We start from the raw sequence: 20,919 nt of genomic DNA on the forward strand, positions 1-20,919 counted from the left end.
CAGGAGATCGTTCTAAATATGGAATATCGTTCCCCTGGTGTTTACGTCGAGGAAGTTCGCTCCGCCGTCCAAGCGATCGCAGGCGTAGGCACTAGTACTGCCGGTTTTATTGGGGTAGTTCCCGATACAATTGAAATTCCCAGACCTAATCCTAACTACGATCCGACTCAAGCCATCAGCCCTCAGAATGTGCCAGATGAAACAACTCCCTTTGCAGTAACAGTCAAAGTGGGTGAAGTCAAATTATGTACTAACTTCAGTGACTTCAAGCGTTTCTTTGGTGATTTTTCTAACAATACAGGTCAAAATCTCCTCGCACACGCTGTTTATGGCTTTTTTAATAATGGTGGCACAAGCTGTTATGTAGTGCGGGTGGTTACAGAAAGCGACATTACTGTGGACTTTTTGGAAAAAACATTTGAACCGATTGATGACATTGCCATTGTCGCTGCACCAGGGATTCTTAATGATGCCGTGCGGAGTGCAGTTGTCACTCATTGCGCTCAAACCACTCAAGACCGATTTGCCATTCTCGATAGTCATGAGGTTGTGGAAGCAGAGGGTCAAACAACAAGCGAGAATATGCAGAGTTTCCCTGACTTAAATAAATTCAATCCGTCTATAACTCCAAATCTTCTCCCTCAGAACTCTGACTATGCTGCTTTCTACTTCCCCTGGATTGAGGTATTCGATCCAGTTACCCGTATTAGGCAGCCTAATGGAAATGGACGCAAATATGTTCCACCTAGCGGTCACATTGCAGGTATCTATGCCAGAGTTGACAGCACGCGGGGCGTTCACAAAGCACCCGCTAACGAACCAATTTTTGGCGCACTGGGTTTGAAATACAATCTCAGTCGCAGTCAACAGGATAGGCTTAATCCTCAAGGCGTTAACTGTATCCGGGATATCAATGGTAATATTCGGGTGTGGGGAGCGCGGACAGTGGGTGGCGATCGCAATGGCGAGTTTCGCTATATCAACGTGCGGCGGTTTCTGATTTTCTTACGCGAATCAATTGATGAAGGGACTCAGTTTGCTGTCATGGAGCCGAACGATCCCGCCTTGTGGGCAAAAATTACTCGCAATGTCACTGCATTTCTCATGACTGTTTGGCGATCTGGGGCGTTGTTTGGTGCGACACCTAACGAAGCATTTTATGTTCGGTGTGATGAAACCACCAACACACGAGAGGATAGAGAATTAGGTCGAGTTGTGACTGAAATTGGTGTCGCTGTTGTCAGACCAGCTGAGTTTGTGATTTTCCGCCTCAGTCAAACGACACCTGTGAGTTAAGTTAAGTTTTTATCTCACGCAAAGGCGCAAAGGCGCAAAGAAGAATTTATGATGACTGCTTATCGCGCTCCTGGTGTGTATCGAGAGGAGATTTTCTTACAGCCAGAAGCTCCTTTACTAACTGGTATTCCAGGATTTGTAGGTATATTTAATCGTCTGGATAATATTGCTGAACCGCGTGCTAATTTTCCAATTTTGTTACATCGGCAAAGGGAGTTTGAGGACTCTTTTACGAATACAGTGACAAATGTCTTGGGTGTTAAGTCTGAGGGGTATTTGCAAACGGCTATTCGGGGGTTTTTTGAGAATGGTGGTACTCGTTGTTATGTGGTGCGCGTGGAGTCTCTACAAGAATCGGCTTTTCAACAAGCGATCGCGTCTTTAGCTCCTCTCACCGATCTGGATTTGGTAGCAGTACCAGATGTTATGTTACTGACGGATGAAAACGCTATTCTACGGGTGCAGCAGAGGGTTTTACAACATTGTGTCGAACAAGGCGATCGCTTTGCTATTCTAGATGCATTGCCGAACCGTTCCACAGAAACCATAATTGCTCAACGCCAACAACTGACGGTTGCTCAACAGGAGCCTGTGAATGGGGCATTGTATTATCCTTGGCTGACAAATGCTTCAGGTAGATTGATTCCTCCTAGCGGTCATGTTGCGGGAATTTTTGCTCGGAGCGATCGCGATCGGGGAGTCTTTAAAGCACCCGCTAATGAGATTATTCGCGATGTCTTGGATCTAGAAAAGGCGATCGATAATCCCACTAACGCCGAATTAAATGGACAAGGTATTAATTGTTTGCGGGGTTTTCCAGGACGGGGAATACGTTTATGGGGTACACGTACCCTCAGCCGCGATCTCAACTGGCGTTACATAAATGTTCGGCGGTTGTTCTTGACGGTAGGACGTGCGATCGAGCGCAATCAAATTGGTGCTACCTTCGATCCCAACGCTCCTCAATTGTGGAACCGCATTCAGCGTGAGTTGAGCGCTTATTTGACCCAGCTTTGGCAAGAAGGTGCATTGCAGGGACAGACTCCAGCAGAAGCATTTTACGTGAAATGCGATGCTGAAACAAATCCGCCTGAAGTCCGAGAACTTGGACAGGTGATTACAGAAATTGGTCTAGCACCAGCCACACCTGCAGAGTTTATTGTCGTGCGAGTTATTCAGCGTGCTGGAACTACGAAAATTATACCGGAATTTTAGTTTGTATTGTGAGGTACAAAAAGAAAAATTAACCGCAGATGAACGCAGATGCACGCTGATAAATTTGTACATCAGCGGAGTAGAAAAGGCTATAGCGCTCAAAAAATCGTTATGACGCTTACTACCAATCCCCAATCTTTAATCCACAATCTTCAATCCAAAATCCAAAATCCAAAATCTAAAATCCTATGACTGACCCATATCGTGGCTTTAACTTTCGTGTCGAAATTGACGGTATCACAGAAGCTGGTTTTCAAGAATGTAGCGGTTTAGATGTCACCACCGATCCAGTAGAATATCGTGTGGGTACTGACCCTAACCATGTTCGTAAGTTGACAGGCTTAAATAAATTTTCTCCAATTATGCTTAAGCGTGGCATTACCGACTCTCAGGAATTATGGCAATGGCAGCAGTCAACTGTTGCTGGACGCACTCAACGACGTAATGTATCAATTGTTTTAGTTGATGAATCTGGTGAAGAAAAAATGCGTTGGAATCTCCTTCGAGCTTGGGCTTCCAAGTGGACGGGACCAACTTTTAACGCGACTAGTAATGAAGTTGCGGTTGAGCAGTTAGAAATCTGCCATGAGGAACTCGTGAGAGCTTAAAAAAACACTGATAAACAATACCCCACCCGCCTAACGGCACCCTCCCCTTACCAAGGGGAGGGTTGGGGAGGGGTAAATTTTGAGAAATGATGTACTATGTATGCTTCAAACTGAATTTCCGTTTACGCTACCTTTGGGCTATGTTGATGCTGAGGGGAACCTGCATAAAGAAGGGGTAATGCGTTTAGCCACTGCTCTAGATGAAATTGCTCCTTTTAAAGATGCACGGGTTCGTAGTAACCAAGCTTACCTACTGTTAATCTTGCTTTCCCGTGTGGTCACAAAACTAGGTACTTTAGAATACATTAATCCTAAAGTGATTGAAAGTTTGTATGCTGCCGATCTAGCTTATTTACAAGACCTCTATAGTCGCGTCAATCAAACAGGACAGAACCGAGTGCGTACTCAGTGTCCTCATTGCGAACAAGCTTTTGAAGTGGAGTTGAGCAGCGTGGGGGAGTAAAAAGCTACCCCCTCCATCGCCTCTACGAGGAGGTAGCATATATTGCTTATCATTTTCACTGGTCAGGCGATCGCATCTTGGAATTAGAACATCCCGAACGCCTGAAATGGGTTGCAGAAATTTCTAAAATTAATCAGCGTTTGAACCAATGACTTTTCTCGGAAACACACCGCCCGGTTTAAATATTGCTACCAGTGTTGTTACTAATGTTACAGCCCAAATCCTTGACCCTTACCGAGCTTTTAATTTCTTTATTGAAATTGATGGCGTTCTAGCGGGTGGTTTTTCAGAATGTAGTGGGTTGCAGGTGGAAACTGAATTTATGGAATATCATGAAGGTGGTATTAATGAATATCGCCACCATTTTGCCGGAGCTACGAAATATCCACCCTTAGTTCTCAAGCGAGGACTAAGCCTCATTGATGAGTTGTGGACATGGCATCAAGATATTGTTATTAATCACAAAATTCAGCGTCGCAACGGAAGTATTTACCTGTTGAACGAACAACACTTACCAGCGATTTGGTGGGATTTTAGAGATGCTTTTCCCTATCGCTGGATTGGTCCAGAACTACGGGCTGATACGAATGCGGTGGCATTTGAAAGTGTAGAACTCGTGCATCGTGGCTTAAGTCGCCCAAGGACACCTGGCACTTTTAGACGCATAAGAAGGTGATTATTATGCCCGATCCTATTTTATCCTCAACAACACCAGAATCATCAAGTCCTATCATACAAAGACTGGAACGCTGTCAGAACGAATCTGTTGGTTTAGTAAATTTACTGAATTTTCAACCAAGAGCGGCAAAAATACCACAGGCAATTGTGCAGCGAGCGGCATTGGTTCAACAATTACAAACCCGTTATGGCACTCATACTAATGAAATTGCTGGTTCGGAACTCGTGTTAGCAAATCCACCAGACTTAGAAGTACCTAGCGATACATTGTCAACAGTTGCTAATTCTATTGCGAAGATTAAGCAAGAAGGCAAAAGGCAGGAACCAGAAAGACAACAGTCGAAAGCCGAGTTAATTCAGCGATCGCCTGCAAATACATCTCTCCCCTCAGCATCTTTTACTCTCAAACAAGAAAGTACAAGAGAAGAGAATCGAGAGAGGTCTGAGTCTCAACTCATGGAAAAGCACCAAAACTTTCCCTCTACTCAGCCCAAGACTCAATCTACTTCACCTATAAATCCTTCACCTGAAGGTCAATTTCGAGTGAGTCGTAAAGTAATTCCCAAGATTAGTCAAATGAATGCCAGTCCCACAATAAAAGCAAAATTGGAGACTCGCGATTCAGTGAAGCCCTCAGTTTCAACAACAAAGGTGCAACCACCATTGCGTCAGATGACAACTGCATCAACGCCATCATTACCATTATCAAAAGCTGAGGTAATTCAGCGATCGCCTGTAGATACATCTATTCCTAGCACTTCCTCCAATCCTAGTGTTGTAAAAGCGGGGCTGACATCTACTGCTAATTCATTACCTGTTGTTTTTGAACTCCCATCCAGTTCCCTACTACTTCAAAGGGTTAACGATGAAGATGTTGTGGATTTGGGATACATTGATTTTCCAAGTTTTGACAATTCTGCCAGAGCAGCAGATTCACTGTTACCATTTAGGCAGAATGTACAAAGAATAAACCTTCAAGAAAATAGCAATGTAAACATTGAGGGTATTGGCGCTGATTATGCACGTACCAATCCTCGCACAAAAAATGCTCCCGCCGCTTTCCCCTTAAATACAGGTTCAGTATACGAAAGTGTTTCCGCAGAGCGATCTTTCTCAACTCTCGTACCCGCTCCAGTGAGGATTTCCAAAGAACCACAGACCCCTCCACAAGAGATAGATGTTGCACAGATAGCAGAACAGGTTAGTCGCAACTTGTTTCGTCAGTTACGAATTGAACGCGAACGTCGAGGATTTAGTAGATGAATAATCATCGCCCAATACTACCAGCCTCAAATCAATCTAAAATCCAAAATCTAAAATCCAAAATCTAAAATCCAAAATCTAAAATCCAAAATCTAAAATCCAAAATCGAATGACACTCGCAAAACTCAAAATTAGACCAAAACCACCTTCCAAGCTCAAAAGTATAGAAGTTCTATTTAACCCCACTACTTATTCAATTACTAAGTCGGTAAACTGGACACCACCCCAGGATAGTAACTGCAAACCAATTAAATCTCAAAATTATTTAAACGCACCAACATTATCATTTAGTGGTGGTGGCAGCCGCCAACTGTCGTTAGATTTATTTTTTGACGTTACAGAAAGTCAATTTCAAGATGTACGAGAAGAAACAAACAAAATTGTTGCTCTCACACGTATCGAACCGATTAAGCCAACACCCCGTCCGCCAACTTGTGAGGTGTCTTGGGGAAATGCACCGCCAAATTCTGATTTTCCCTTTGTAGGCGTTGTCAGTAGTTTGACACAGAAATTCACCCTGTTTCGACGTGATGGCAAGCCTGTACGAGCAGAGTTGAATGTGGTGTTTCTAGAATTGCTAGATGCAGAAGCAGATCAACGTCAAACCGATCCTGAAATGACTACTCGTGTCGTGCAATTGGGAGATACACTTGCTAGCATTGCGGCTGAAGTCTACCAAGATCCAACCAACTGGCGCAAGATTGCCGAAGCAAATGGTTTAGACAATCCCCGCGATCTCACAATTGGCACTTCATTGAGTATCCCATCATTACGCTAGGAGGATGGGTTATGGTTTTACCCGATTTGAGTCAGCCTATTGTACCAAGTTTTGACATTTTCATTAACGGTCAACCGTTATCAAATCTGTCCTTCGATGCTTTTACCCATATTGTTCGGATCGTTGTGGATGATGACACAGAATTACCAAGTATGTTCGCGTTGGAATTGACTAGCGCTGAAGACTCAGACAATCTTTGGCTAGATGATGACGAATTATTTGCTATTGGTGCTGAAGTCAAAATTCAATTTGGTTATAGTCACAATCTTGAAACAGTCATTAACGGTGAAATTACAGGTTTAGAACCACGGTTTTCCATCTCTGACCCACTCAGCTTAATTGTACGCGGTTACGATCGCCGTCATCGGTTGCAAAGAGGACGCAAAACCCGCTCGTTTATCGAACAAAAAGATAGTGAGATTGCAGCTATCATTGCTCAACAAGCAAATTTATCACCTACTGTCAGGGATAGTGATGTCACGCACCCCTATATCCTGCAAGCCAATCAAACCGATTGGGAGTTTTTACAACAACGAGCAAGGCAAAATCAGTATGAAGTCGTCGTCGAGGGTAAAACTTTGTTATTCCAACCTGTGGGAAACGGTAACAGCCCTAATCTCAGCCTGAGTTTCAATAATGGTTTATTGGAGTTTTCGCCTTACCTGTCCTCAGTCAGTCAAGTCAAAGAAGTAGACGTGCGAGGTTGGGATTATCAGCAAAAATCTCCTTTTTTAGCAAAAAGTAGCGAAGCGATCGACATGGGTGGAAGGTACAAAGGTACTCAAATCAGTCAAGAATTTGGGGATGCGATCGCACAGATTAGCACCGAGCCTATTATGAGCCAAGCAGAAGCTGACCGATTAGCTTTTGCTTGCATCAACCGCACAGTTTTAAATTTGATTGTAGGTGAGGGTGTGTGCTTGGGTTGTACCGATATACGTGCTGGTCGGACGATTGAAATTCAAGATATTGGCGATCGCTTTAGTGGAAGATACTACGTGACCTCTGCTAGCCATCGCTCTAGCTACGAAGGTTATTATACCCATTTCACCGTGCGGAGGAATGCTACATGAATTTTTTAGATATTTTAATCGATGAATCAGCACAATTGGCAATGACCAATCGGATTTATGGTGTAGCAATTGGTATTGTAACCAATAATCAAGACCCTGACAAATTAGGGCGGGTTAAAGTTACCTTTCCCTGGCTGAACGATCGCGAAGAAAGTTATTGGGCAAGAGTCGCAACACCAATGGCGGGAGGCGATCGAGGGATTTATTTTTTACCAGAAGTCCATGACGAAGTTTTAGTCATGTTTGAACATGGCGATCTCCGCTTTCCCTACATAATAGGGGCGCTGTGGAACGGTCAAGATACACCACCGACTCATAATGATGATGGTAATAATAACATTCGTCTCATAAAATCCCGTAGCGGTCATCTCATTCGTTTGAATGACCAAGATGGTAGAGAAAAAATTGAAATTATTGATAAAAGCGGCAATAACAGCCTTATCTTTGATACACAAAACAATACCATCACCATTAATTCAGCCCACAACTTGAACCTCTCAGCCCCCAATGGCACGCTCAAGATGGAAGCACAATCCATTGAACTAGATTCCTCAACCACCCTAAAAATCAGTGCTAAAGCTCAAGCTGATATAGAAACAAACGGCGTGATGAATCTCAAAGGACAAATTATCAACTTGAATTAATAGGTTGTCATTGGTCATTTGTCATTGGTCATTGGTCATTTGTCATTTGTCCTCCCAATCCCCAATCTAAAATCCAAAATCTAAAATCCAAAATCCTCCATGCCACAACCAGCAGCTAAACAAGGCGATCGCATTACAGCAATTGATAATCACCTTGTCATCGTACCAGGAATACCACCCCAACTCTTACCCCATCCCTTTGTCGGTATCATCAATGGCAATCTCAGCAGCAATGTCAACATCATGGGACTACCAGCAGCCACCATTGGCAGTACAGCAGATAACACTCCCCCTCACATTCCCACTCCCCCTGGAACCAGCTTCCAAGCACCACCAGCAAATCGCGGCACAATTCGTTTAGGTAGTCCCACAGTACGAATCAACGGCAAGATGGCAGCCCGTCATGGTGATGTAGCGGAAACCTGCAACGATCCTATAGACTTACCCATCGGACAAGTCATTGCTGTCAGCACAGTATTTATGGGGTGAATTTAAAAACTTCTAGATTTACCCCCCCTTAATCCCCCTTATAAAGGGGGAAACCGGAAATTTGTTCCCTCCCCTTTGCAAGGGGAGGGTTAGGGTGGGGTAAAACTAAGACTAAAACTTTAATCTATAAACTTAACAGAAAACAGAGATGGCAAAAACATTTTTAGGAGTAGGCGTAAGCTTCCCCGTAAAAGCAAATGATAACGGTGTCATAGAAACCGCCGCCTATGAAGCCAGTGTACGTCAATCCATTTGGCTCATTCTCGGTACTGCCAAAGGAGAAAGAGTCATGCGTCCTAACTTTGGTAGTGGTATTTACGATCTGGTATTTGAGATGCAAACAGCAGAAACTGCTGGACAAATTTCCCAAATGGTGCGTGAGGATTTGCTGTTCTGGGAACCGCGTATTGATGTTTTAGATGTCCAAGTTGTCCCTCAGTCAACTTTAGATGGAGAGGAATTATTAATCAACATCGATTATCAAGTCCGGTCAACCAATAACGTGTTTAACCTAGTCTATCCGTTTTATTTAGAAAGGAGTGCAGGGTAGTCATGGCAATTTCTCCACCACCAATCGACGATCGCACAGCCCCAGAAATTGCCGCACAATTGCGATCGCTCTTAGCATTCTACTATCCAAAAGCTTTCCGCAATCCCAACACTGGGGAACCCCAAGTTTTGACGGGTGTGAATGCAGCGTTAGTGCAAGTGATGGCGCGGTTTGCAGAAATTATTATTCAACGCCTCAATCGAGTTCCTGAGAGAAATTTCTTGGCATTTCTGGATTTATTAGGAGCCGCTCAGTTACCGCCGCAACCTGCACGAGTGCCACTGACATTTACTTTAACAACAGGTACAACTGGGGATGCTATTGTGCCTTCGGGAACTCAAGTAGCTGCCTCTACCTTAAATGGAAGCAGTGAAATTACGATATTTGAAACAGAAAAGGAACTAATTGTTACATCAGCACAACTCGTGTCTGTGTTGGTGCGCGATCCTGTAGGCGATCGCTATGCCGATCAAACAGCTGCTTTACTATCAGGGAATAGTACTAGCATTGCTGCATTTCAAGGCGATCTCCCCATTGACCATGTATTCTATATCGGACACAGCCAACTTTTAAGCTTTCCCGAAATTCAAAACTTGCAAATCCAGTTCAATGCCGTACAACCTCTGGGTGACGATGCAATGGTGCAATGGCAAGTTTGGAATGGAACTGAATGGATAGGGATTGCACCAACTAATCCCCAAGCCATCAGCCAATCTGGCCATGGACAACTGAATTTCACCACAGTTCAAGCCGTCCCTATATCCTTAGTGAATGGCATCACAAACCGTTGGTTGCGCTGTCGTCTGCTCGCCCCCATAACTCCAACAAGCCAACAACTACTATCTTTGCAAAATCTTAGTTTGCAAGCGACGCTGAACCGAACTGGTTTAATGCCAGAGATGGCTTTCACAAACCAATTACCTATAGATTTAACTAAAGAATTATACCCATTTGGCGAAAAACCCAAATTCGGTGACACCTTTTACCTGGCTCATCGTGAAGTGTTTGGCTTAGTAGGGGCTAGTATTATGCTCAATATCAGTATAATTAATGCTATAACAGCTTCAGTAAATCTAACACTAATATGGGAATGCTGGAACGGTCAGATTTGGTTGCGGCTAGGCACAACAAACAAAAACGGTGCGATCGCGCCTTTGACTAACAATTTTTCAGATACCACCAATGCACTAACAAAAACTGGAACGGTAACATTTACTCTACCCACAGAGGTGAAACTGACGACTGTCAACGGTGTTGAGAATGCTTGGTTTAGGGTGCGAATTATCGATGGCGATTACGGCACTGAAGCTAGCTATGAAAAAAAGGATGATAAATATGAATTCCAACCAGCAAGTTTTACCCCTCCAATTGTTCGATCGATACGGGTGGATTATCAGTTGATGCGATCGGCTGCTCCTGAAGTCATTATTACAGAGAATGATTTTGTTTATTCTGAAAATCTAGCAGTTTCAGCAACACAAGCTTTTACTCCTTTTCAAGCGACTAAAGATACACAACCAACGCTCTATTTAGGGTTTACTTTGCCACCCGGTCGTCTGGCATTTCCCAATCGCCCTATCAACCTTTATATTAAAGTTCCAGAGTTGAGCAATGGTCGTCTATCCCGTGAAGCTTTGCGTCTGGCGTGGGATTATTTTAACGGTGAGGCTTGGCAAACATTGGCAATCCGAGATGAAACTGCTGGGTTTAGCAGATCGGGTTTGGTGGAAGTTTTAATACCAGCAAATTTTACTCCATCTATAGAGTTTGGTAGAGAAAGATACTGGTTAAGAGTTCGGTTGCTAAGTAATACAGCATTGACAGCGCTTCATTTACAAAGATTGTTATTGAATACAACAATGGCAGTTCAGGCTCAAACTTTACACAACGAAATTCTCGGTTCTAGTGATGGTACTGAGTCTCAAATCTTCCGCACGACTCACGCTCCAATTTTAGATGGTCAACACTTGGATGTGCAGGAGTTCAATGGCTGGATTCGTTGGCAAGAAGTGATTGACTTTTATGGTTCTGCACCTCGCGATCGTCATTATATCCTCAACCATCTCACTGGAGAAATTCATTTTGGGGACGGACAACAGGGAATGATTCCTCCACCTGGTAGGGGTAATATTCGCCTTACCCGCTATCAAACTGGAGGGGGAGCAGCAGGTAACCGCAACCCAGGGGCGATCTCTCAACTCAAAACCACTGTCCCCTTTATTAAAGCAGTCACGAATTATGAAGCAGCAACAGGAGGAACTGACGCTGAAAGTTTAGCAAGTCTACGCGATCGCATTCCCCGCCAACTCCGTCACCGCTATCGGGCTGTGACAGTAGAAGACTATGAAGATTTGGCAATGCAAGCTTCACCAGAAGTTGCACGAGCAAAATGCGTTCCTCTACACAATCTGGTAGTAAATCCAGTCATAACTTCGGAAACACCAACAACACCGGGCGTATTGAGTGTAATTGTTGTGCCTAATAGTGATGCACCCAATCCTTCACCCAGTTTAGAATTGCTCGATCGCGTGCAGTCTTATCTTGACCGCCGTCGCTTGCCAAATGCCGATTTAGTGGTTGTGGGACCGGAGTATGTCCGCGTTGATGTGACAACGGAAGTTGCTTTAGTCTCTCTTGATTCAGCTAGCAGTGTGGAAGTAGCTGTTCGCCAAACTCTTGACCGTTTTCTCCATCCTCTTACAGGTGGACTAAATGGTAAAGGCTGGGACTTTGGACGAGAACCTTATAAATCCGATCTCTATGCTTTACTCGAAGCCGTTCCTGGTGTCGATCGCATTCATAGTCTAAGTATTTCCCCAACTCCAGAGAGTAGTCAATTTCTAGTTTATTCCGGCAATCACACGATTAATTTAACGATTTAGCTGTAGTTTCCTGAGATACAGAATATTAATTTAACCGCAGATGAACGCAGATGGACGCTGATAAATTTTTACTTCAGTAGGGTAGAGTACGCTATGTAAGACATTACAAAATGTTTATATGCCGGAAATCCTTACCAATGACAAATGACCAATGACGCTCTTCACTAGTTAATTTTAATTGTGCTAACTTTAACCTTATGCCTCTTTCCCTTCCCAACCTAGACGATCGCACTTATAACGATTTAGTTGCCGAAGCTTTAAATCTGATCCCCACTTATGCACCAGAATGGACAAACCATAATCCTGCCGATCCGGGGATTACACTCATTGAAATGTTTGCCCACATCACAGAAATGTTGCTGTATCGGCAAAACCGAATTACACAACAAAATATACAGATGTTTTTGCGACTTCTGAATGGTTCGGAGTGGCAACCAGGAACAGATTTGCAGGATGATATCCGTCAAAGTGTGTTGCAATTACGTCAGCATCAACGGGCTATTACCTGTGATGATTTTGAGGAACTAGCGCGTGCTGCCCATCCGGATGTCGCTCGTACACATTGTGTCCCCCGGCGGGACTTGACGCTGTTGGATTCCTCAGAACGCTATGCAGATAGACCAGAGCATATCAGTATTGTTGTTGTCCCTAAAGCTGTTAACAATACGATTCCTCAGCCCGAACCTAGTTTACTGACAACTGTGAGCAATTATCTCGAACCGCGACGACTCTTAACAACTCGCGTGCATATTGTTGCTCCTCGGTATCTTTCAATACGAGTTCGGCTGAGGTTACAGCTCAAGCGTGATGCCCAACCCTTACGAGTAGAAACACAGGTGATCGCAGCTTTACAACAATTCTTCCATCCACTCGAAGGAGGAGAGGAACGACAAGGTTGGAAATTTGGACGCAGTATTTATGTTTCCGAAATTTATAGCTTGTTAGATCGCGTTCCTGGGGTGAATTACGTTGAAAAAATTGATAACCAAGATGAGATAGTTATAGATACTACTACAGAACAACGAGCAGTCCGTAATTCTAGGGGGGAGTTAGTCGCGATCGCTCTCCAACCGGATGAATTAGTTGCTATCCAAGTCAATTCTGGCGATTTACAAATTTCGTCTCCCATTCAACCTTTCGAGCGAGTCACCCGTTCGTAAATTTATTCACTATGGCTAACCGCTTATTAGATTATTTACCTGCAATTTATCAAGCCGATTCCGATATCGATTTATACCTTAGAGCCTTTGAAAAAGTTCTATTAGGGCGACCAGATGATGTTGGTTTTGAAGTTCAAGGGTTAGAAGAAGAAATTGCTGCTATTCCCCGCTATTTGAATTCGATTGACCTCAATCCCATTGATTCTCGCAAACCTCAAGAAACTCCTCAAGAATTTCTCGCCTGGTTAGCAAGTTGGGTAGCTTTAAGCTTACGAGCCGATTTAGATGAACGCAGTCAGCGTAGATTTATTGCTCGCAGCGTGGAACGTTACCAATTTCGCGGTACTAAAGCCAACCTGCAACAACTCTTAGAACTGTTTCTATCTGCCACACCTAGTGTGAATGAAGAAACCGGGCGAGTTCACCATTTTCAAGTCATTATCAGCTTTCCGGCTATTAACAACCCAGAAATACTTGGACGACAGCTTGATATTGCGAGCAATGTTATCGAATTGGAAAAACCTGCTCATACAAGTTATGACCTTGATGTTCGCTTCCCCACTATGCGAATTGGCGATCCCGCCCATCCCAATCGCCGTAACTCCAAACTAGGTATTGGTACAGTACTTGGAACTATTCCCTCGGAAGAACCCCCGGAAAAAGAACAGTGATATCAATTTTGGATTTTGGATTTTGGATTTACCAATGAATAATAGGAGTTCCTTACTATGGATAATGAAATTAAACGCCCCAACTACTTTCGCGCTCAATTCCTAGTCGAAAAAGATTTTCAAGACGAACAAGCTTATCATAGCACTTTGCGACAGCAACATCTGCTCGCTTTACACGGATCGGGCGTCGTTGGTGATGGATTGCGTATCACTAGAACCACAGGAAGCGATCGCAGTCTTACTATAGATCCTGGTGTTGCTGTTGACAACAAAGGACGAGAAATTATACTGACTACCGCACGGACAGTTCAACTCCCTGAGGGTGATGGTCCCTTTATTGTGTCAATTCGTTATGATGAATTTCGAGCAGATAGCGATCGCTACCAAGGTCCTGGTGCTGATGCCCTCAATACCCACACTCGCATTACCGAAACACCATCTTTCGTTTTTGGTACGCCTGGAGAAGATGATGTGCCTTTGGCGCGAATTAGTCTGAACCAAAATCCACCAATCGATGATTCGGTTCGACGTTACGTCAGTTCTTGGATCGCTCCTGGTGCTAATTTGCCAGAAGTGACAATTAATAATATCCTGACTGTCGCTGGTGGTGCTAATGTTAGTGAAAATCTCTCAGTCTCCGGAAATTTAGAGGTACACGGTAACTCAACGCTTGGCAATGCAGATAGCGCTCGCATTACAATACATGGAATACTCCGCTCGGATCATGCTTCTGGTGCGTTGGAAGTTGATGATGCCGTTCACACTACAGGATCGTTAACCGTTGATAGCAATGTTGGGATAGGAACAACCCAACCCCTTCAAACCTTGGATATTAACGGGCGGATTCATGTTGGCGATGGTGTCATTCAGCAAGGTGGTGCAGCGATTACCAGTACACGCGATCTTGGATTGTATTCTCAAATACCATCGACTTGGATGCGCTTTGTCACCACCAATGCTCCGATCCGCTTCTACACAGATGGTAATATAGGTACTACACCTCGTTGCACTATTGAGCCGAATGGTAATGTGGGGATTGGTACAACAACGCCGAGCAATCCCTTGCATGTTCAAGGTAATGAATCTGGTGGAGCATCTGAGAATGCAACTGTTCTATTTGAAAATACTATATCGAACTCAAACGCATCTACAACTGTTTTGGCTTTGAAAGCATCAGGCACTAATCTTAATCTTAATCACGCTTTCATAAGGTTTTTTGACTCCTTGCGTCAAATTGGTGGAATTCATGGCAATGGGAATAACATTCAATTCTCAGGAAATAGTGCTGATTATGCTGAGTGCTTACCTCGTTTCCGAGCAGATGAAGCGATTGAGCCTGGTGATATTGTAGGTGTGTTTGGTGGCAAAATCACCAAAACGGTTACAGGTGCTCATCACGTCATGGCAATTACTGATAAACCAATTGTCTTAGGTAATATGCCAGAGCATCAAGATCGGCATTTATATGAACCAGTCTCATTTCTAGGTCAAGTGTCGGTTAAGGTTTGTGGTGCGGTTCAATTGGGAGATTTTATTATTCCATCTGGTTTGAATGATGGTACAGGAATTGCTGTCTCACCTGAGAAAATTACATCTGCTGAATATGGACTGGTTGTGGGTCGAGCTTGGGAAGCTTCTGATGAACAGGGAGTGAAGCGAATCAATACAGTTGTGGGTTTACCATCTAGTTATCCACAATTATCAGAATTGCTTGCCATCATGCAGGCGCAACAAGCCGAAATTGCCACTCTCAAAGCCGAGTTGAGCAGTATAAAGATGCTTTTAGCCCAATCTGTTTGAATGCGATAAGCCGGGTACGGCTTGCGTCAAGGGCGATCGCTGAGTCTTTATATAGAAAATCAAGGTATTTTTCGCAACTCAGGGTAATAGAGGACAAGAGCGAAGTATGATGCTTAATAAAAAATAGTAAGCTATCTTTTAATAAGAGCGATCGCTAATAAAGGTTCTTTTACTTTTGGAAAAAAATATGGAACGTGGTCTTCAGGGAGATTATATACCTAACACGACCTCGCGTGCTGCTTGAGTGGGTAAATAATTTGTAGTTTATAAAATAAAAGAACTTACACCTTTATATTTTGTGTAAGTTCTTTGACTTTAGAAAAAGTATATTGGAAGAATAAATTTAATTACCACCACGATTGAGCGAATAATTAACAGGATTTTCTACAGTAGATTGGTTGGATATTAATCTACGAGGAGCACAAGCCTGTGTAAATAACAAAATGCCAATTGGTAAAGCAATTGTCAATATTCTATTCCAGTGCATCTTGCTCATAGAATTTATTAAACTCTTCATCAGTTCAACTCCTTGACTACAGGTGTTCTGTTATCTTTATAGAATTTGCTAATAAAAAAGTCGATACAGAAAAGTTAAGGATTTCAAAACAGAAGTCAACTTAACTTCTTCTGGAGCGTTCTTAACTAGAGTGACACATTCAATTCTTGGCACGATAATAATTTTCTCTCCAGCAATTGAAAGGAAATTCGTTTACCCGTACACCAGCCGTAATATCCATAAGTTTCAGAGCCACCAATAATTTTTTCAAAGCCTACAAAATATAGCGTTGGCTCAACAATAGATTGACACTTACCATCTGTTTTTGGTAGTAATCTATCGTTTACATTAAGATACAATTCAGGTTGTTTCAAAATTTTATTGATGCCGGGACGAAAGCCAGTCCCTAAAATAATTGCATCATAATCTTGTGATACACCGTTAGCAAAAGTTACACTTGTTTTTGAGAGTTGCTGAATACTACTAGAGATGACTTGAATATTTCCTTTTTTAATTTGGTTGACAGTACCTCTATCTACCCAAGCTACACGACCTTGATTAACTTCTACATCCATTGGTCCTTTATCTTCTGGATAAATAGAGTACGCACTCAAATCTAAAGCAAAACGCTGAATAAATTGATCGGTCTCTTTGATTTCTGCTTGCAATTCTTCTGGAGAGAAATTTATCGCTCTCTCCATAGCTTCTATTCTAGTAGAGATTGTATTTTGATGAAACAACCTTTTAAGGTATGACTTACTTCGCCATAACCAATATTGTAGCGATCGCAATCTTGGATAAAGAGGAAATACCCAACGTTTACCGCGAATTAATATATGTACATCAGCAGCACCATGCTCATATAAATCTAATGCTATTTCTGCTGCTGAATTTCCCGAACCAACGACTAAAACTTTCTGATTTTGATAAGGAATGCCATTTTTATAAGCACTACTATGAAGAATCTGACCTGAAAAATCTTCTTGTCCCAGAAAATTTGGAATTATAGGTTCATGAGTTAGCCCGGTGCAGATAACAAGAACCTTGCATTGTAAAATATCTTTACTTGTTTGTATTTGCCAGTTATAATCTGTTTGATTCTGATTATAAATCTTGGTAACGCTTTGTACCTCCTCAGCAAAACGAATATGTGGATTCACTTGAAAATGATGTGCATATTCTGTTAAATACTGCACCATCTCATCTTTGGTCTTAAAAGTGGAATATTTTTCCTTTCCCTCAAAAAAAGGTAGAGAAAAGTAAGGATTTTGGCTCACTAGTCGCTCGTAGGCATTTTTCCAGATAGTTGCTACAGTGTCGCCTTTCTCTATGACGACAAAATTATCAATCCCAAATGTCTTTAAACTAGCAGCTACAGTGATACCGCAAAAACCAGCCCCAATAATGATAACGTCTAGTTTAGTATTCATATGAACTTTGCTTGCAAACTTAACTGTTACTTTTATAAACTTGTTCGGTTTCAATAGTCGATATAGATTAGTTAGGGAATTTGAGCTATTGCCAATCCACAGAAATCCCGTTGCTACCTCATAATTTTATGAGTTAAGTTTGTAAGTTAAGCCACTCTAATAGCCGATTACTTAACTTTTCTGTATGGACAAGGAAATTGTTAGCCTCTATATATAAACAGCAAGTCTATCTATAGCGAAAGAGTTGACATGAACTTAATAACTTTGCTGTTACGCTCTTCTTGGAAAATTCTGGCTCTTGCTGCTTTCGTTGGGTTATTAAGTGGGGTTAACACAACAGGATTGCTTGTAATAATTAATACTCGATTAAATCAATTATCACTGACAACAACATTAATTTGGAGTTTTGTTGGTCTTTGTTTTCTAAAATTTCTGACTAATATTATTTCTAAATATTTGTTAATAAATTTAGCAGAAAAAGCCATTATGAGCTTACGCCTTACATTGAGCGAAAGAATTTTAGCTGCTCCACTATATCATCTAGAAGTTTTAGGAAAACATCGTATCTTAGCTACATTAACAGATGATGTTTTAGCAATTTCTAACACAGTTTACATTATTCCTACGTTGTGTATCGATCTAACTATTGTAGTTAGTTGTCTTTTTTATTTATTGTGGTTGTCACCAATCATATTTTTTTTGGTAGTCATATCTTTATTATTAGGAATATTTAGCTATCAACAGATAGCAAACAAAGCAACATCATTTTTTCTCTTAGCTCGCCAGCAAGAAGATAAATTGTTTAACCATTTTCAGAGTATTACTGAAGGAACAAAAGAACTTAAGCTTCACTATCAGCGAAGACAAACTTTTTTGAAGAAAGAACTTCAAGAAACTGTACAAGTTTATCGGCGTAAAAATGTAGTTGGGATGACTATATTTGCAACTGCTGCTAGTTGGGGCAATAGTTTATTCTTTGTAGTTGTTGGACTAGTAATTTTTGCTCTGCCTACTCTCCAAATTATCCCCACTCATATTTTATCTGGATATGCACTGACTATTCTCTACTTGCTTTCACCTTTAGATTACATTATGAGTGCTATTCCTACTTTCAGCAAGGCAACAGTTGCTTTAAAGAAGGTTGATTCTCTAAAACTATCATTGTCCGAGCGCTGTGATAGTAGTTATTTTATGGCTTGGGATAAAGCTGATAATTTTTGTGACCGTCTAGAGTTTGTGGGGATCGCTCATACTTATCATCAAGATTCAGAAGATACAGCTTTTACTCTTGGTCCAATCGATTTAACTGTTTTAGGTGGTGAAATTGTTTTTATAATTGGTGGTAATGGTAGTGGGAAGTCTACTCTTATTAAACTAATTACTGGTTTATATATTCCTGAAAGTGGAAAAATTTATCTCAATAACAAACTAGTTACAACAGAAAATCAAGAGTGGTTTCGCCAACATTTTTCAGTTGTATTTTCTGATTTTTATCTGTTCGATAATTTTTTATATTTGGATAAAACTATTGCTGACAATCAAATTCATGACTATTTAGTTAAATTACAACTAGATAAAAAAGTGAAAATCAAAGATGGCGTACTTTCTACTACCTCATTGTCTCAAGGACAACGAAAACGTTTAGCCTTGTTGACAGCTTATTTAGAAGACCGTCCTATATATGTATTTGATGAATGGGCATCCGATCAAGATCCCGTGTTTAAAAAGATTTTTTATACGCAGATACTGCGTGAATTGAAAAATAAAGGCAAAACTATAATAGTCGTTACTCATGATGACCAATATTTCTATTTATCAGACCGCTTAGTTAAGTTAGATTATGGTAAGGAAAAATGCAAGATAATTCATTAAACAACGGAGTTGAGCAAATATTACAGCCCTCGCAAACGAAGAATAATACGTCAATTCATTCTAGCGATCGCATTGACTGAGCTATAAGTAGAAGGTAATGGCTAAATCTGTGAACTCCGCATAACCACAGTTCCGGTGGGACGAGAGACATTCTTATCTGTCTCCAAGGTCACAATTAACCCAGAAAATTGTGGGTGATAAAATTCTCTGTACATTTGAGGAGTAAATGGTAGCTCATAGGAAGTGTTTCCCCAAGAACGGGTCTTAACTTCACCACAGGGTAACTTTTCGTTGGCAACAACTGTCCACAGTAGATAGACATATCCAGAAGGTGGGGCGGGAAGATTCTGGAAAACCATGACTGCTTTTTGTTGTTCGGGATTTATAATCATACTACCTGAAGCAGCATCTGCTGAGTTGACGCCTTTTAGAGTAAACAGTCGCGTTTCATAATTTTGGAGCATGGTCTTCACGACTTGAGCTTGGGCAAAATCCTGGCGCAAACGCTTGTTGTCTGCTGTGACAAAACTCAGAGTTTGACGTAACCGATAATTATCAATCCCCAAAATGACAACAAATAGTGCAGCAATGCTAAGTGTAATTTTCCTCCATGGGCGTGGTGTTCGCGTCGCAACTCTTGAGGAGTTTTGAGCCGCAGTAGCTTGCGCGGTCGAACTTTCAACTTGTGCAAGAATTTTTGGCAGTAAATGCGTTGGAGCTTCTACCTCGGTAAAACCATCTAGTACTTGTCGCAGAACTTCCTGCAAATCTTCAACTTCAGCAATTAGTTCTGGATGTTGAGCGAGTAACAGCCGAAACTCTTCAGCTTCTTCAGGGGTAAGATCGTCAACGACAAACCCTGCTGCAAGGTTTTTGATATGTTCGGGATCGAAAGATTTATTCATACGCTAATAAATCAGAATCTAGTAAGATGCGTTTTAGTTTTAGTAATCCTTGGCGGGTGCAGGTTTTGACTGTGCCTAGAGGAATCTCAAGTTGTTTGGCAATTTCTGACTGACTTAATCCTTGGTTATAAGCGAGTTCAATCACCTGGCGCTGTTTTTCTGGGAGTTGTAAAAGAGCATTGTGAATTCGTTGAGATCGTTCTGCAAAGGTTGCCTGCTCAACAGGCGTTGGAGAAGATGCTGCTTCGCTTGTCATGGTTTTTTCCCATTGTTCAACAAGTTTAAGTTGTCTGCTACGAGCGCGGAGTTTATCAATTGCTCGCGAGCGTGCGATAGTCACAAGATAGCGAACGAAAAACCGACAATCTGGGTTGCTAGATGCTTTTCTCCACAGTGTGAGAAAAACTTCTTGCGTCAAGTCTTCTGCTTCTTGCGAGTCAGCCAAAATCTTGAGTGCTAATCCATACACTAAAAGGCTATGACGATTGAACAAAACGCTTAATGCAGAAGAATCGCCATTTTTAAGCGCCACAAACAAAGCTTCATCTGTCTCCTCTTGAAGCTCTCTCGAATTTGACTGGGGAAGTTTAGGTTCCATGCTATGTCAAAAACATATCTAAGTAGATATTGAAGCAAATTAATGATA

General features: G+C 41.9%; 21 protein-coding genes. 17 read left to right on the forward strand and 4 right to left on the reverse strand.

Annotated features, from left to right (window positions below; translation table 11 throughout):
- Nucleotides 1–18: 18 nt before the first annotated feature.
- The 16 genes from F7734_RS12485 to F7734_RS12555 all read left to right on the forward strand — a co-directional run bounded on the left by F7734_RS12485 (nt 19) and on the right by F7734_RS12555 (nt 15,570).
- Nucleotides 19–1,296, forward strand: coding sequence for a phage tail sheath subtilisin-like domain-containing protein (locus F7734_RS12485; RefSeq protein WP_155744982.1), 1,278 nt, complete (start codon nt 19–21; stop codon nt 1,294–1,296).
- A 48-nt stretch (nt 1,297–1,344) separates the two neighbouring features.
- Nucleotides 1,345–2,511 (forward strand): phage tail sheath subtilisin-like domain-containing protein, encoded by a 1,167-nt coding sequence (locus F7734_RS12490; protein WP_243146846.1) that lies wholly within the window; start codon nt 1,345–1,347, stop codon nt 2,509–2,511.
- A gap of 188 nt (nt 2,512–2,699) precedes the next feature.
- The gene (locus F7734_RS12495) at nt 2,700–3,119 is read left to right on the forward strand and encodes a phage tail protein (RefSeq protein ID WP_155744984.1); all 420 of its coding nucleotides are present in this window, start codon (nt 2,700–2,702) and stop codon (nt 3,117–3,119) included.
- A gap of 100 nt (nt 3,120–3,219) precedes the next feature.
- Nucleotides 3,220–3,582: a phage tail assembly protein gene (locus F7734_RS12500; RefSeq protein WP_155744986.1), complete on the forward strand. Its 363-nt coding sequence runs from the start codon at nt 3,220–3,222 to the stop codon at nt 3,580–3,582.
- 74 nt (nt 3,583–3,656) lie between these two features.
- Entirely contained in the window at nt 3,657–3,734 is a 78-nt protein-coding gene (locus F7734_RS66085) for a hypothetical protein (RefSeq protein WP_347566185.1), read from the forward strand.
- Complete coding sequence (locus F7734_RS12505; RefSeq protein WP_155744988.1) at nt 3,731–4,258, forward strand: phage tail protein; 528 nt, start codon at nt 3,731–3,733, stop codon at nt 4,256–4,258. The genes F7734_RS66085 and F7734_RS12505 overlap by 4 nt, the downstream gene beginning before the upstream one ends.
- A gap of 5 nt (nt 4,259–4,263) precedes the next feature.
- Entirely contained in the window at nt 4,264–5,523 is a 1,260-nt protein-coding gene (locus F7734_RS12510; RefSeq protein ID WP_155744991.1) for a hypothetical protein, read from the forward strand.
- A 109-nt stretch (nt 5,524–5,632) separates the two neighbouring features.
- Nucleotides 5,633–6,301, forward strand: a complete 669-nt coding sequence (locus tag F7734_RS12515; RefSeq protein WP_155744993.1) for a LysM peptidoglycan-binding domain-containing protein — start codon at nt 5,633–5,635, stop codon at nt 6,299–6,301.
- Nucleotides 6,302–6,312: 11 nt separating this feature from the next.
- Nucleotides 6,313–7,374: a contractile injection system protein, VgrG/Pvc8 family gene (locus tag F7734_RS12520; RefSeq protein ID WP_155744995.1), complete on the forward strand. Its 1,062-nt coding sequence runs from the start codon at nt 6,313–6,315 to the stop codon at nt 7,372–7,374.
- The gene (locus tag F7734_RS12525; RefSeq protein ID WP_155744997.1) at nt 7,371–8,018 is read left to right on the forward strand and encodes a phage baseplate assembly protein V; all 648 of its coding nucleotides are present in this window, start codon (nt 7,371–7,373) and stop codon (nt 8,016–8,018) included. Before F7734_RS12520 ends, F7734_RS12525 begins: the two co-directional genes overlap by 4 nt.
- Before the next feature lie 99 nt (nt 8,019–8,117).
- Nucleotides 8,118–8,507, forward strand: coding sequence for a PAAR domain-containing protein (locus F7734_RS12530; RefSeq protein ID WP_155744999.1), 390 nt, complete (start codon nt 8,118–8,120; stop codon nt 8,505–8,507).
- Nucleotides 8,508–8,655: 148 nt separating this feature from the next.
- Nucleotides 8,656–9,057 carry a GPW/gp25 family protein gene (locus F7734_RS12535; RefSeq protein ID WP_155745000.1) on the forward strand — a complete coding sequence of 134 codons (402 nt, stop codon included), beginning with the start codon at nt 8,656–8,658 and terminating at the stop codon, nt 9,055–9,057.
- 2 nt (nt 9,058–9,059) lie between these two features.
- Nucleotides 9,060–11,939 carry a putative baseplate assembly protein gene (locus F7734_RS12540; protein WP_155745001.1) on the forward strand — a complete coding sequence of 960 codons (2,880 nt, stop codon included), beginning with the start codon at nt 9,060–9,062 and terminating at the stop codon, nt 11,937–11,939.
- Nucleotides 11,940–12,136: 197 nt separating this feature from the next.
- Nucleotides 12,137–13,099, forward strand: coding sequence for a baseplate J/gp47 family protein (locus F7734_RS12545; RefSeq protein ID WP_155745003.1), 963 nt, complete (start codon nt 12,137–12,139; stop codon nt 13,097–13,099).
- Nucleotides 13,100–13,110: 11 nt separating this feature from the next.
- The gene (locus tag F7734_RS12550) at nt 13,111–13,770 is read left to right on the forward strand and encodes a phage tail protein (RefSeq protein WP_155745005.1); all 660 of its coding nucleotides are present in this window, start codon (nt 13,111–13,113) and stop codon (nt 13,768–13,770) included.
- A gap of 57 nt (nt 13,771–13,827) precedes the next feature.
- Complete coding sequence (locus F7734_RS12555) at nt 13,828–15,570, forward strand: hypothetical protein (protein ID WP_155745007.1); 1,743 nt, start codon at nt 13,828–13,830, stop codon at nt 15,568–15,570.
- Between the two features lie 343 nt (nt 15,571–15,913).
- Here the strand turns inward: F7734_RS12555 and F7734_RS60680 are convergent, their stop codons facing one another.
- Nucleotides 15,914–16,087, reverse strand: a complete 174-nt coding sequence (locus tag F7734_RS60680; protein WP_166481872.1) for a hypothetical protein — start codon at nt 16,085–16,087, stop codon at nt 15,914–15,916.
- A gap of 125 nt (nt 16,088–16,212) precedes the next feature.
- Entirely contained in the window at nt 16,213–17,496 is a 1,284-nt protein-coding gene (locus tag F7734_RS12560) for an NAD(P)/FAD-dependent oxidoreductase (protein WP_155745008.1), read from the reverse strand.
- 249 nt (nt 17,497–17,745) lie between these two features.
- On the opposite strand from F7734_RS12560, the gene F7734_RS12565 reads away from it, so the two are divergent.
- Nucleotides 17,746–19,368: a cyclic peptide export ABC transporter gene (locus tag F7734_RS12565; protein WP_155745010.1), complete on the forward strand. Its 1,623-nt coding sequence runs from the start codon at nt 17,746–17,748 to the stop codon at nt 19,366–19,368.
- A gap of 101 nt (nt 19,369–19,469) precedes the next feature.
- Here F7734_RS12565 and F7734_RS12570 read toward each other — a convergent pair whose 3' ends face one another.
- Entirely contained in the window at nt 19,470–20,273 is an 804-nt protein-coding gene (locus F7734_RS12570) for an anti-sigma factor (protein ID WP_155745012.1), read from the reverse strand.
- Nucleotides 20,266–20,871 (reverse strand): sigma-70 family RNA polymerase sigma factor, encoded by a 606-nt coding sequence (locus F7734_RS12575; RefSeq protein WP_155745014.1) that lies wholly within the window; start codon nt 20,869–20,871, stop codon nt 20,266–20,268. The genes F7734_RS12570 and F7734_RS12575 overlap by 8 nt, the downstream gene beginning before the upstream one ends.
- Between the last annotated feature and the right edge of the window lie 48 nt (nt 20,872–20,919).

This window comes from Scytonema sp. UIC 10036 (genome assembly GCF_009725235.1).

What these genes read in the sequence shown, in the direction of transcription:
- F7734_RS12485 (WP_155744982.1), top strand. Translation starts at nt 19, where the DNA reads ATGGAATATCGTTCCCCTGGTGTTTACGTCGAGGAAGTTCGCTCCGCC.
- F7734_RS12490 (WP_243146846.1), top strand. Translation starts at nt 1,345, where the DNA reads ATGATGACTGCTTATCGCGCTCCTGGTGTGTATCGAGAGGAGATTTTC.
- F7734_RS12495 (WP_155744984.1), top strand. Translation starts at nt 2,700, where the DNA reads ATGACTGACCCATATCGTGGCTTTAACTTTCGTGTCGAAATTGACGGT.
- F7734_RS12500 (WP_155744986.1), top strand. Translation starts at nt 3,220, where the DNA reads ATGCTTCAAACTGAATTTCCGTTTACGCTACCTTTGGGCTATGTTGAT.
- F7734_RS12505 (WP_155744988.1), top strand. Translation starts at nt 3,731, where the DNA reads ATGACTTTTCTCGGAAACACACCGCCCGGTTTAAATATTGCTACCAGT.
- F7734_RS12510 (WP_155744991.1), top strand. Translation starts at nt 4,264, where the DNA reads ATGCCCGATCCTATTTTATCCTCAACAACACCAGAATCATCAAGTCCT.
- F7734_RS12515 (WP_155744993.1), top strand. Translation starts at nt 5,633, where the DNA reads ATGACACTCGCAAAACTCAAAATTAGACCAAAACCACCTTCCAAGCTC.
- F7734_RS12520 (WP_155744995.1), top strand. Translation starts at nt 6,313, where the DNA reads ATGGTTTTACCCGATTTGAGTCAGCCTATTGTACCAAGTTTTGACATT.
- F7734_RS12525 (WP_155744997.1), top strand. Translation starts at nt 7,371, where the DNA reads ATGAATTTTTTAGATATTTTAATCGATGAATCAGCACAATTGGCAATG.
- F7734_RS12530 (WP_155744999.1), top strand. Translation starts at nt 8,118, where the DNA reads ATGCCACAACCAGCAGCTAAACAAGGCGATCGCATTACAGCAATTGAT.
- F7734_RS12535 (WP_155745000.1), top strand. Translation starts at nt 8,656, where the DNA reads ATGGCAAAAACATTTTTAGGAGTAGGCGTAAGCTTCCCCGTAAAAGCA.
- F7734_RS12540 (WP_155745001.1), top strand. Translation starts at nt 9,060, where the DNA reads ATGGCAATTTCTCCACCACCAATCGACGATCGCACAGCCCCAGAAATT.
- F7734_RS12545 (WP_155745003.1), top strand. Translation starts at nt 12,137, where the DNA reads ATGCCTCTTTCCCTTCCCAACCTAGACGATCGCACTTATAACGATTTA.
- F7734_RS12550 (WP_155745005.1), top strand. Translation starts at nt 13,111, where the DNA reads ATGGCTAACCGCTTATTAGATTATTTACCTGCAATTTATCAAGCCGAT.
- F7734_RS12555 (WP_155745007.1), top strand. Translation starts at nt 13,828, where the DNA reads ATGGATAATGAAATTAAACGCCCCAACTACTTTCGCGCTCAATTCCTA.
- F7734_RS60680 (WP_166481872.1), bottom strand. Translation starts at nt 16,087, where the DNA reads ATGAAGAGTTTAATAAATTCTATGAGCAAGATGCACTGGAATAGAATA.
- F7734_RS12560 (WP_155745008.1), bottom strand. Translation starts at nt 17,496, where the DNA reads ATGAATACTAAACTAGACGTTATCATTATTGGGGCTGGTTTTTGCGGT.
- F7734_RS12565 (WP_155745010.1), top strand. Translation starts at nt 17,746, where the DNA reads ATGAACTTAATAACTTTGCTGTTACGCTCTTCTTGGAAAATTCTGGCT.
- F7734_RS12570 (WP_155745012.1), bottom strand. Translation starts at nt 20,273, where the DNA reads ATGAATAAATCTTTCGATCCCGAACATATCAAAAACCTTGCAGCAGGG.
- F7734_RS12575 (WP_155745014.1), bottom strand. Translation starts at nt 20,871, where the DNA reads ATGGAACCTAAACTTCCCCAGTCAAATTCGAGAGAGCTTCAAGAGGAG.